Genomic DNA, 10,816 nt, shown 5'->3' on the forward strand with positions numbered 1-10,816 from the left:
CCTGCCGCACGCCGTAGCGAAGCGGCTCACATCCCTCGCGCCCGAGCTCAGCCGAGCAGGACGCGGAACATCCGCTTGCTGTCGGAGAGGTAGTAATAGGCGGCGCGATCCGCGTCGCCCATCAGATCGAGGATGGCGCGCTCCATCTCATCGGGGCTCAGCGTGTTGGACACTTCCCAGGTGTCGGGCGTGACCTCGTCGCCCTGCCACGGTCCGGCGCAGAGCGCGACGAGGCGAGCCCGGTTGGCCTCGTCGGCGATCGAGAAGGTGAGGATGTAGTCGTGATTGACGAAGCCGCTATAGAGCTTGTTGTCACGCGGCATCGGATCCCTCCGTGCCGAGGGCGCGATCGCGATCCGCGACGGCGGATCGAGTGCCGCGCCCCACGGCGGCTCGATCGGCGCCCCCGCGGCGGCGCTGGTGCGGCAGGCCCGGCGTCCTCACCCCGGGCCGGGCGGCAGCGGGGCGGCCGCTTCCTCGTCGTCGTCCTGCTCGGGGCGGCGCGCGCCGAGCGTGAAGACGTGCAGCAGGACCAGGCTCGCGCCGAGGAACACCTCCGACTTGCTCACGAGCTCGGCGCGGCGATGGACGCGCTCGAGCTCCATGCCGAGCTCCCCCTCGCCGCGCCGGACGCCCTCGCGGTGGAGCGCCGCGATGCGCGGCGTGAGCAGCAGGCCGACGTACGCGGCGCACCCGGCCATCACCATGGCGAGGAGCCGGCGCACGCGGGCCGCGCGGCCCGCGCCCCCTCGGTAAGCGGCCCAGGTGCGCGCCACCTCTGCGCCGAGGAGGATCACCGCGGCGCCGAGCGCGAACTGATCGAAGCGGGCGAACGCCGCGCTCATCGCGTCACCGGAGAAGGGGGCCGGGGCGAGCCGGAAGACGAACGGGGCGGCGCAAGCGCCCAGCGCCACGAGGCCGCCGGCCCAGGCGCCCGCCGCGAGCGCGGCCACGCTCGCGGCCACGCGATCGATCAGGAAGCGGCGCGACGCGGCGCGCTCTTCGGGGCTCGGGGCGAGGTCGGCCTCGCTGAACTGGGCTTCATCGTTCATGCATCCACCTCGGAAGCGATGGCGGCGAGCGCCTCCTCGACGGCCCCCTGATCGGCCTTCCGCTCGTCTCCCCGCATCGCCGCGATCACGGAGCGGGCAGCCGAGAGGCGGGCGCGACCGGCGGCCGCGACCGCGAGCGTGCGCCGGTGGCGGTCCCACGCGCCGAGCTCGCTGAGGATCTCGCGGATGGCGCGCTCATGGCCCATCCGCGCGAGCGCGACGCGCGCGTGCCAGCGCAGCGGATCGCGGCCAAGGCCGAGCCTGAGCCCGAAGGCGCGCCGCTCCAGGGCGCTCCGGGAAGCGTCGAGGCCGAGCTCGCCGCAGAGCTCGATGGCCGCGGCCTCGTCCTCGTGATCGACCCCGCGGAGCTTTCCTCCCACGATCTCGGCGAGCACCGGGTGGCCCACCGCATCGCCGAAGCGCGTGGTGACGACCGCCGCCGCTGCCCGGACGAGCGGGGACGCGTGGTCGAGCAGCGCGCGCGCTCGCGCCATGCCCGACGAAGGCAGCTCGCCGCTGGACTCCCCCAGCTCCTCGAACATCCGCAAGGCGATGTGGCAGACGAGCGGGTCGTCGTCGTGGGTGGCCTGCATGACGGCCTCGAGCGCGTCGACCTGCTGGGCGCAGACGCGCGGGAACGCGATCACCGCCTGGAACCGGACCTCGGGCCGCTCGTCCGAGAGGGCGCGGCGGAGCCGGCCCGTGGCTCGCACGTCGCCGATCTCACCGAGCGCGGTGATCGCCATCTGCCGGACGTGGGGATCCACGTCCTCGACGGCGAGCAGCAGCGAGGGGAGCGCCTCGACGGCCTTCGTGTCGGCGAGGGCGATGGCCGCCGCCGCGCGGACCGCCGCGTGCTCATCGGCGCGCAGCGCGCCCTCGATCGCGCGCACGACCTGCTCCCGCGCCGTCGCGACATACGGGACGAGGTCGCTCACGGCCTCGGCGCGCACGGCGGGCTTCTGCGAAGCGATGTCGCGCAGCGCCGCCTCGAGCGTCCTCTTCGCGGGGGCCGATCCGAACACGCGGCCAACGCTAGCACGCTCGACGCGCAACGCCGGACCGCACCGAGCGGCGCTCAGCCGCCGCCAGAACCGCCGGCGCCGCCTTCGCCCTGCGGGCCACCAGCGCCACCGCCTTCGCCGCCCGAGCCTCCCGCGCCGTCCGAACCGCCAGCGCCTCCCGCGCCGTCCGAGCCGCCGACGCCACCCCCTTCACCGCCCGACCCGCCGGCGCCTCCCGCGCCCGAGGCGCCCGGCGTCCACGGCTCCTGTTCAGGAGCGGCCCTGCACACCCCAGGACTGCCCTCGGCGTCGCCCGGCGGCTCGCTGGCCGCGCTCGGCGAAGGCGGCGGGTTCGGCAGGCAGGCCTTCGATCCTTCCGGGTCGGCGTCGATGATCGCGGCGTTGCGTTCGCCCGGCGCTCTCCCTGCGACACCCTGGATGCGGCCCAGCGAGACGCACGAGTAGCCGCTGCGGCAATCGTCGTCCTCATCGCAGGTGGCCATGCAGAACGTGCGCTCGAAGCGCGGCGAGCGGACGTTCTCCGCCTCGCTGCACGCCTGATCGAGCACCGGGTTGAACGCGACACAGACGCTGCTCCCGTAGCAGCTGTCCGGCCCGCAGTTGAAGACCGTGCAGTAGCCGCCGGGCTGCGTCCCATCGCAGAAGAGCTGCTGCTCTTGCTGGATGCAATCGAGCGACGTGGTGCACGGATCGCCGATCTGGGGGCCGCATCCGGCGAGCAGCGAGGAGGCGCCGAGGACGACGAGCAGGAGGGCGGGCCCAGTGAGGCGAAGCATCGAGGAGGCCGCTTAGTACCGGCAGGGGCGCCGGCGCGCAAGCACGGGCCCGCGCCGACCACGACACCGTGCCGGAACCGGCGCTCGCTTCCGCCCGAATTGACACCTTGCGGTCAGGCCTCTACAAACGAGCGGACCGGGGCTGACCCCGGAGAACGAAGCGAAGGCCATGGCGACTTACATCACCGAAGACTGCATCAACTGCGGCGCCTGCGAGCCGGAATGCCCGAACGAGGCCATCAGCGAGGGCGACGAGATCTATGTGATCGATCCGGAGCTCTGCACCGAGTGCGTCGGCTTCTATGATCACGAAGCGTGCCAGGCCGTGTGCCCGGTCGAGTGCTGCCTGCCCAACCCGCAGATCGTGGAGACCGAGGAAGTCCTCATCGCGCGCGCCGTCAGGCTGCACCCCGACGATGGGGAGCTGACGAAGCGGGCCGCCGCCAACGATTACCCCTCGCGCTTCCGCAAGTAGAGCGCCGCTTCGAGCACGCTCGCGTCGCCTCTCCGGCCGCGCCTTCCATGCCTCCGCCGGCACCGTCGGTTCAATGCGGCGCCCGGGTCACAGCGTGATCCGGCGCTGGGCCGCAGCGCTCCTCGCAGGTGCCTGCGCGGGCTGCCATGGCAGCGGTCCGCTGCTCCATCCGGCCCACGTCCTCCGCCCGGGCGCCGTGCGCCTCGGCGGGGGCCTGTCGGGCGACATGGTCGTCGCCGGAGCGACGGGCGTCGCGTCGAACGCAGGCGCGAGCGCCGACCCGGCGACGGCGAAGGGCGCCGCGCGGCGGAAGCTCTCCGAGATCACCGTATCGCCGGGCGTTGCGCCCTGGGCCAGCGCTCGCGTCGGGATCGAGGGAGAGAACGAGGCCGGGCTGACGTACACGGGGCGAGCGATCCGGCTCGACGGGCGCCACGCGTTCCCGCTCGGCGAGGCGGCCCTGTCGATCGGCCTGGGCGCCTCGGCGCTCCTCGCGGGCGGGCCGGGCCCCAGCGCAGAGGGGATCGACGTCTACGGCGCAGGGGTCGACGTCCCTGTCCTGCTCGGCTTCCGGTCGGACGCGGATCTCTATGCGCTCTGGTTCGGTCCCCGGCTCGGCCTCGAGTTCCTCGGCGGCGAGGTGCGGCTGCCCGGCGCCGGAGCGGCGCCCCGGGGACCGGTCGTCGACGCGTCAGGCCAGCACCTCCAGCTCGGGTTCGTGCTGGGCGTCCGCGCAGGGTTCCGCCATGTGCACGTCGCGCTGGAGGCCACCGCGACCTACCACCACGCCGTGGGAGAAATCGCCGGCGAGCCGGTCTCGATCGATCAGGGCACCATCGCCCCGGGTGGCGGCCTCACGGTCGCCTTCTGACCCCGCCGTGGCAGACGCACCGCGCGTAGAAGCGCGAGAGCGCGAAAACGTAAATGCAAACGGAAAAGTGTAGCCGCGCTACGACGTCAAAAAACGTAACGAAGCGGATTCACGACCATTCTCGGTGGTCAGCGCAGGCGCTTGCCCGGCCGGAGGACCCGACCTAGACTCGGATCTATGCGTCCCCATGGCGCCCTCGCCACCTCATGCCTGCTCGCCGGTGCGGCTCTCGTCGGCTGTTCGGCGCCTGTCGCCGGCGACGCGACCGAGGCCAACGGGGTGGTGACCCAGGGGGTCGTGCGCGTCGAGCGCGCGATCAACCTGAGCCGGGACGCTGGCTCGACCGCCACCCCCGTCGAGCTCGACGACGCCGCGCTGCCTAGCGCGGACGTCGAGGGGCCGGGGGCGGGGGCGGTCACCAATGTGCTGGCGAAGTTCATGCGCCTCTCGTCCGCCATGGATCCCGAGCTCGCCGAGGGGGCGGTCGGCAAGCCGTTCGTCCTCCCCTCCGCCGGCAGCTGCATGGTCCTCTCGCCCGCCGCCGATGACGAGGCGGCGAGCAGCTTCAGCTCGCTCAGCCCCATCGAGCTCCTCGACGCGGGCGACGTGACGATGAGGACCGAGAGCACCGAGATGCCGCTCGCCGCCCGCGCGTTCCCGGACGTGGGCGCCCTGGTCTTCGGCGTGTTCTATACGTCGCGCGACGCCACCAGCGATCTGCCTGCGCCGGCGCGGTACGTGTTCGAGAGCTCCGGCTCGGGGCAGCTCGACCGGTTCGCGTTCGAGGCCAACGCCCCCGCCGGTCCCGAGGAGGTGCGCATCGGCGACGCCGAGCTGGCCGACGGCGTCGATCTCGACGCCGGGGTCGGCGCGGTCGTGCAGTGGCGCGCGGACGAGGGCGGCGAGGCCGGCCGGACGCGGGACATCATCTACGTCGACGTGACCTCGACGCACGGCGCGACCGTGCGGTGCGCGTTCAGGGACACGGGGAGGGGCGTGATCCCCGGCTCCTTGCTGGATCCCTCGACGCTCGGGCCCCTGCCGGCGAGCGCGACGCTCGCCGTGCACCGCACGCGGCAGGTGCCGTTCAACGCCCCGGGGATCGACCTCGGCGAGGTGCGCTTCGACCTCTCCGTGAACGGCCGAGCGCGCATCGCCGCGCGCTGACGGCGCTGCGACCGACGTCGGCGTGGCGTACGAGGACCTGCGACGGCGCGCGGCCGAGCTCGCCGCGATCGGGCAACGTGACAGCGGCACCGCGCTCCTCGTGGCGGCCGGCGATCACGCGGGCGCCTCGGAGCTGCTCGAGCGGGTCTGCGATTTCGCCGGCGCGGCCCGGGAGGCGCTCGCGGCCAAGGACCCGGCCCGCGCGGCGCTGATGGCCGCGCTCGGCGGCGACGAGGCGCTGGCGCGCGAGGCGCTCGAGCTCGTCTCCGCCGCGTCGCCCCGGGACGCCGCGCTGCGCGTCGCCGCCGATCTCGCGGCGCGCGGGTTCCCGCGCCACGCAGGCGCGCTGTTCGCGGCGCTCGGCGCTCACGCCGCCGCCGCAGAGGCGTTCACCGCGGCCCAGGATGCGTGCCGCGCCGCCGAGAGCTTCGAGCTCGCCGGCCGCCCCGCCGACGGCGCGCGGGTGCTCGAGGCCGCGCTCCGCCGCCGCCCGGGCGACGCGGCGGCGTGGCTCGCGCTGGGCGAGCTGCTCGCGCGCCACGGCCGCACCGAGGCCGCCGTGCGGGCGTTGCAGCAGCTGCCGCCCTCCGCCCCGGAGTGGGCCCGCGCGCTGCCGCTGCTCGGCCGCTGCCTGGGCGAGCTCGGGCTCGAGGACGCCGCGCGGACGGTGCGCGACGAGCTCGCCCGGCTCGATCCACCCGGCCACGAGGCGCTCTCGTCGCGAGGCGCCGCTCCCCTGAGCGCCGCCGCGGGCCCTCCCCCGGCGGGCTCCGCGCCCGTCGGGCCGCTCCTCTTCGGGCGCTACGAGACCCTGCGCGAGGTCACGGCGACGCCCCACGCGCGCGTGGTGGAGGCGCGCGACCGGATCACGGCGGAGCGCGTCGCCGTGAAGATCTTCGCGGGCGCGGCGTTCGGCGCTGGCCGCGACGCGCTCCTCAGGTTCGAGCGCGAGGCGCGCGCCCTCGCCCAGCTCCGGCACCCGAACGTCGTCGCGCTCCGCGCCTACCACCCCGAGGGGCCCGCGATGGTGCTCGCCTGGATGACCGGCGGGTCCCTGATCGAGCGGCTGCGGGGGGAGCCGGTCACGCCCGCGCGCGCCGCCGAGATCGCGTGCGCCCTCCTGTCCGCGCTCGGCGAAGCGCACCGCCTCGGCATCCTCCACCGCGACGTGAAGCCGAGCAACGTGCTCTTCGACGAGATCGGGACGGCTCACCTCGCGGACTTCGGCGCGGCGCACCTCGGCGATCTCTCGTCCACCGCCACGGCCGGCGCGATCGGGACGTTCGCGTACATGTCGCCGGAGCAGCGCATGGGCCGGCCGGCGACGCTGGCGAGCGATCTGTACGGCGTCGGCGCGGTGCTCGCCGAGCTGCTCACCGGAGAGCCGCCCGCCCCCGCCGTGCGCGGGCAGCTCGATCCCGCGCCGAGCGACGTCCACCCGGACCTCACGGCGGCCCACGACGCGACCGTGGCGGCGCTGCTCGCGGAGGACCCCGCCGCGCGGCCGGCCGACGCCTTCGAGGCGCGGCGCGCGATCACGGCGCTCGCCTGGCCAGAGCGCGCGCGGCCGCCGCGCTCGCGCGCGAGCGCCCGGCCTCGATCGAGCGAGGCGCCGCCCGCCACGGCAGCGCGGCTCGCGGCGACCCTGGAGGTCGGCGACGGCCGGGACACGGAGGGGCGATGGCACGACGTCTGGCTCGACCGCGACGTCCTCGTGCTGCAGCTCGACGACGCGACGCTCGCCCGGGCCCGAGCCTTCGCGCGCGCCGGCCACGCGGCGTTGCCGTCCGTCCTCCGGGTCGATCTCGCCGAGGGCGAAGTCTGGGTGGCGCCGCCCCTGGGCCGCGCCCTCGCCGACGAGGCGCGCGCCCTGACCCGGGGCCAGCGCGCGCGCCTCGGCGAGGCCGTCGCGGCGCTCCACGCGGCCGGAGGCGCGCACGGGTGCATCGACAGCCAGCACGTCTACCTCCACGACGGCGAGATCGCGCTGGCCTACCCGCGCGAGGCCGTCGGCGACGTGGAGGAGCTGGCAGCGCGGGATCTCGCGGCGCTCCAGGAGCTCGACAGGAACGCGCTGGACGAGCGCTAGCAGGGAGGGCCGAGAAGGGTCTGCCTGGCGCTCGCCCGGGCCCTGACCTGGCTGGCGCGGGCCGCGAGGTGTCCTGTGGTGCGGCTCAGTTCGGCGGAGGCGACGGAGGCGACGCGGGCGGCGGAGCGGGCTGCGGCGGCGGCGCCGCGCGCCCGTCGGGCGTGGTGCAGATGCCATCATCGTTCCGCTTGGTGATGTCGTAACAGCAATAATCGCCGTCGTACTCGGGCTCGCTGTCGACCGACTCGACCTGGCCACCGCACGCGTCGCTGCCGAAGTAAGCGAGCGCTTCGTCCTGGGAGGGGCACGCCCCCTCGATCTCGGTCCAGTCGAAGCAGCCGACCTTGTCGCACCCCGTGGTCGCGACGGCGAGCACCAGGGCTGCGAACGGAAGGGCCGGGATTGGACAGTGCGCTAGAGCCGAACGGATCCTCGAGATCATGAGCTCTCCCGGATGCGGGCGCTGCGCGCGCCCCGGGCGAGCATACTCCGGTTCGGACGAAGCAGGCTGCCCCGGAGGGCGGTCGGCTACGCGGAGCAGGCTTCCGTCACGCCGCGGCGTCTGACGTCGCGCGTCGCGCGCCGCGGCGAACGCCGCGCCTTCTGGTCGATCCGGACCGGCTGGAGTACACGACAGCATGGCGACCGGAGAGAAGGGGGCCCGGGTGGTGCGCGCGCCGCGCGGGAGCGAGCGGAGCTGCAAGGGGTGGGTCCAGGAGGCCGCGCTCCGGATGATCCACAACAACCTGGATCCGGAGGTCGCGGAGCGGCCCGACGATCTCGTGGTCTACGGCGGCACCGGGAAGGCGGCGCGATCGTGGGAGGCGTTCGACGTGATCGTCCGCGAGCTCCGGGAGCTCGCGGACGACGAGACGCTGCTCGTGCAGTCGGGCAAGGCGGTGGGCCGCTTCCGCACGCACCCGGACGCTCCCCGCGTGCTCCTCGCGAACTCGAACCTCGTGGGCCGGTGGGCGACGTGGGACGAGTTCCGCCGGCTCGAGGCGCTCGGCCTGACCATGTATGGGCAGATGACCGCGGGCTCCTGGATCTACATCGGCTCGCAGGGCATCGTGCAGGGCACGTACGAGACGTTCGTCGCCGCGCGGAAGGCGCACGCGGCGCGCGCCCCGGGCGGCGGGCGCTGGGTGCTCACCGCGGGGCTCGGCGGCATGGGCGGGGCGCAGCCGCTCGCCGCGACCATGGCGGGCATGGCCTGCCTCGGCGTCGAGATCGACCCGGCGCGCATCGAGAAGCGGCTCCGCACCCGCTACGTCGACGAGCGCATCGACGATCTCGACCGCGCCCTCGACGCCGTCCTCGAGAGCGTCCGGCGCGGGGCGCCGCGCTCCATCGCCCTCTGCGGCAACGCCGCCGACGTCTACCCGGAGCTCGTCCGCCGCGGCGTCACGCCCGACCTCGTCACCGAGCAGACCGCGGCGCACGGTCCGCTCGTCGGCTACATCCCGCCAGGGCTCACGCTGGAGCAGGCGGCGGAGCTCCGCGGCCGCGATCCCGGGGAGTACGTCGCGCGCGCGAAGGCGGGGATGCGGATGGAGGTCGAGGCGATGATCGCGATGCAGCGCCGCGGGGCCGAGGTCTTCGACTACGGCAACAACATCCGCACCTGCGCGATGGAGGCGGGCGCCGAGGACGCGTTCGCGATCCCCGGCTTCGTGCCGGCGTACGTGCGCGAGCTGTTCTGCCAGGGCAAGGGCCCGTTCCGGTGGGTCGCGCTCTCGGGCGATCCCGAGGACATCCTCACCACCGACCGCGCGGTGCTCGAGGCGGTCCCGGGCGACCCCGATCTCCGCCGCTGGATCGAGCTCGCGGAGCAGAAGATAGCGTTCCAGGGGCTCCCGTCCCGGATCTGCTGGCTCGGCTACGGCGATCGCGCGAAGGTCGGGCTCGCCTTCAACGAGCTCGTCCGCACCGGCCAGGTGAAGGCGCCGATCGTGATCGGGCGCGATCACCTCGACTGCGGGTCGGTCGCGTCCCCGTTCCGGGAGACGGAGGCGATGAAGGACGGCTCGGACGCGATCGCCGACTGGGCGATCCTCAACGCGCTCGCGAACACGGCGGGCGGCGCGTCGTGGGTGAGCTTCCACCACGGCGGCGGCGTCGGGATCGGCAACTCGCTGCACGCCGGGATGGTGATCGTCGCCGACGGCACCGAGGCCGCTCGGCAGAGGCTCGAGCGGGTGCTCACCATCGATCCCGGGATGGGGATCATCCGGCACGCCGACGCGGGCTACGAGACGGCGATCCGCGTCGCGGACGAGAAGGGCGTCCGCGTGCCGCACCGGGCGGGGTGAGCGCGCAGGACGCGCGGAGGACGGCCGCGCGCGGGCCGGGACCGTGGCCAGCCGGGGCGTCGGGTCCTGCGCGCGCGCTGGTCATGCGCGCGCGCCGCGCGGCTTTCCCTTCCTCGCGGGCCGCGTGTCGACGGGGGGCGGCGAGGCCGCCGGCGGCTCTGCCGCGCCCTTGAGGCCGCGCAGCCGCGCGATCTCCTCCATGTAGCCGCGCCGCTCCTTCGAGAGCGGCGGCAGCTCGATCACCGCCGGCACGCTCGCGAGCCGCGCGTCGTTCGCGAGGCGCCAGAACGGCGCGAGCCCCATCTCCCCATCGCCGATGCGCTCGTGACGATCGACCCGCTGGCCGAGCGCCGCCTTCGAGTCGTTCACGTGCATGCACCGCAGCCGCTCCATGCCGAGCAGCCGGCCGAAGTCGCTCCAGAACCGCTCGTAGCCGGCCTCGCTCCGGAGATCGTGCCCCGCCGCGAAGGCGTGCTGCGTGTCGACGCAGACCCCGATCCGCGACCCCTCCGGCCCGGCGCGCTCGATCATCGCGGCGATCTGATCGACGCGCGCGCCGAGGGTCGACCCCTGCCCGGCCGTGTTCTCGATGCACAGCTGCGCGCGGAGCCCCTTCCCCCGAGAGAGCACGATCGACAGGCTCTCGCCGATGCGGTCGAGGCCGGCCTCCTCGCCCAGGCTGCGGGGCGCGCCCGGGTGGAACACCACGAAGTCGATCCCGAGCGCGTCGCACCGCGCGAGCTCCTGGAACAGCGCTTCCCGCGAGCGCTCGAGGATCGCGGCGTCGTCCGCGCACAGGTTGATGAGGTAGCTCGCGTGGGCGAGCGTCCGGCCCACGCCAGCCCAGCCCGCGCGCGCGGCGCGGAACGCGGCGATCTGCTCCGCGCTCAGCGCCGGCTCCCGCCACTGGCCCGAGACCTTGGTGAAGATCTGCACCACCTCGCAGCGATCCTCCCCCGCCAGCGCGATCGCGCGGTGAAGGCCGCCGGCCACGGACTCGTGCGCACCGAAGATCATGGGCCGCACTGCTTGGGTCGCCTTCCGCCCGT

11 protein-coding genes are annotated in these 10,816 nt (G+C 74.5%); 5 read left to right on the top strand and 6 right to left on the bottom strand.

Annotated features, from left to right (window positions below):
* Positions 1–47 precede the first annotated feature (47 nt).
* The 4 genes from WME90_RS41695 to WME90_RS41710 form a co-directional block, all read right to left on the bottom strand.
* Positions 48–323, bottom strand: a complete 276-nt coding sequence (locus WME90_RS41695; RefSeq protein ID WP_437277656.1) for a hypothetical protein — start codon at positions 321–323, stop codon at positions 48–50.
* A gap of 117 nt (positions 324–440) precedes the next feature.
* Complete coding sequence (locus tag WME90_RS41700; protein WP_437277657.1) at positions 441–1,052, bottom strand: DUF4149 domain-containing protein; 612 nt, start codon at positions 1,050–1,052, stop codon at positions 441–443.
* Complete coding sequence (locus tag WME90_RS41705; RefSeq protein WP_437277658.1) at positions 1,049–2,077, bottom strand: HEAT repeat domain-containing protein; 1,029 nt, start codon at positions 2,075–2,077, stop codon at positions 1,049–1,051. Before WME90_RS41705 ends, WME90_RS41700 begins: the two co-directional genes overlap by 4 nt.
* Positions 2,078–2,130: 53 nt before the next feature.
* Positions 2,131–2,853: a hypothetical protein gene (locus WME90_RS41710; protein ID WP_437277659.1), complete on the bottom strand. Its 723-nt coding sequence runs from the start codon at positions 2,851–2,853 to the stop codon at positions 2,131–2,133.
* Positions 2,854–3,022: 169 nt separating this feature from the next.
* Between WME90_RS41710 and WME90_RS41715 the strand changes: the two genes are divergently transcribed.
* The 4 genes from WME90_RS41715 (at position 3,023) to WME90_RS41730 (ending at position 7,455) form a co-directional block, all read left to right on the top strand.
* Complete coding sequence (locus tag WME90_RS41715; protein WP_437277660.1) at positions 3,023–3,328, top strand: YfhL family 4Fe-4S dicluster ferredoxin; 306 nt, start codon at positions 3,023–3,025, stop codon at positions 3,326–3,328.
* A gap of 94 nt (positions 3,329–3,422) precedes the next feature.
* Complete coding sequence (locus WME90_RS41720) at positions 3,423–4,199, top strand: hypothetical protein (protein ID WP_437277661.1); 777 nt, start codon at positions 3,423–3,425, stop codon at positions 4,197–4,199.
* Positions 4,200–4,376: 177 nt separating this feature from the next.
* On the top strand, positions 4,377–5,366 hold the full coding sequence (locus WME90_RS41725) for a hypothetical protein (RefSeq protein ID WP_437277662.1): 990 nt from the start codon (positions 4,377–4,379) through the stop codon (positions 5,364–5,366).
* Between the two features lie 22 nt (positions 5,367–5,388).
* A complete protein-coding gene (locus WME90_RS41730; RefSeq protein WP_437277663.1) occupies positions 5,389–7,455 on the top strand; it encodes a protein kinase domain-containing protein in 2,067 nt (688 codons plus the stop codon).
* Positions 7,456–7,540: 85 nt separating this feature from the next.
* Here WME90_RS41730 and WME90_RS41735 read toward each other — a convergent pair whose 3' ends face one another.
* Positions 7,541–7,831 carry a hypothetical protein gene (locus tag WME90_RS41735; protein WP_437277664.1) on the bottom strand — a complete coding sequence of 97 codons (291 nt, stop codon included), beginning with the start codon at positions 7,829–7,831 and terminating at the stop codon, positions 7,541–7,543.
* A gap of 262 nt (positions 7,832–8,093) precedes the next feature.
* Here WME90_RS41735 and hutU point away from each other — a divergent pair, with 262 nt between their 5' ends.
* Complete coding sequence (gene hutU, locus WME90_RS41740; protein ID WP_437277665.1) at positions 8,094–9,767, top strand: urocanate hydratase; 1,674 nt, start codon at positions 8,094–8,096, stop codon at positions 9,765–9,767.
* 81 nt (positions 9,768–9,848) lie between these two features.
* Here hutU and WME90_RS41745 read toward each other — a convergent pair whose 3' ends face one another.
* Positions 9,849–10,784: a deoxyribonuclease IV gene (locus WME90_RS41745; protein ID WP_437277666.1), complete on the bottom strand. Its 936-nt coding sequence runs from the start codon at positions 10,782–10,784 to the stop codon at positions 9,849–9,851.
* Positions 10,785–10,816 lie beyond the last annotated feature (32 nt).

The sequence above is a fragment of the Sorangium sp. So ce375 genome, assembly GCF_051473855.1.
Lineage (GTDB): Bacteria > Myxococcota_A > Polyangia > Polyangiales > Polyangiaceae > Sorangium.

Coding starts and splice junctions, on each gene's coding strand:
- WME90_RS41695 (WP_437277656.1), bottom strand. CDS start 323: ATGCCGCGTGACAACAAGCTCTATAGCGGCTTCGTCAATCACGACTAC.
- WME90_RS41700 (WP_437277657.1), bottom strand. CDS start 1,052: ATGAACGATGAAGCCCAGTTCAGCGAGGCCGACCTCGCCCCGAGCCCC.
- WME90_RS41710 (WP_437277659.1), bottom strand. CDS start 2,853: ATGCTTCGCCTCACTGGGCCCGCCCTCCTGCTCGTCGTCCTCGGCGCC.
- WME90_RS41715 (WP_437277660.1), top strand. CDS start 3,023: ATGGCGACTTACATCACCGAAGACTGCATCAACTGCGGCGCCTGCGAG.
- WME90_RS41725 (WP_437277662.1), top strand. CDS start 4,377: ATGCGTCCCCATGGCGCCCTCGCCACCTCATGCCTGCTCGCCGGTGCG.
- hutU (WP_437277665.1), top strand. CDS start 8,094: ATGGCGACCGGAGAGAAGGGGGCCCGGGTGGTGCGCGCGCCGCGCGGG.
- WME90_RS41745 (WP_437277666.1), bottom strand. CDS start 10,784: ATGATCTTCGGTGCGCACGAGTCCGTGGCCGGCGGCCTTCACCGCGCG.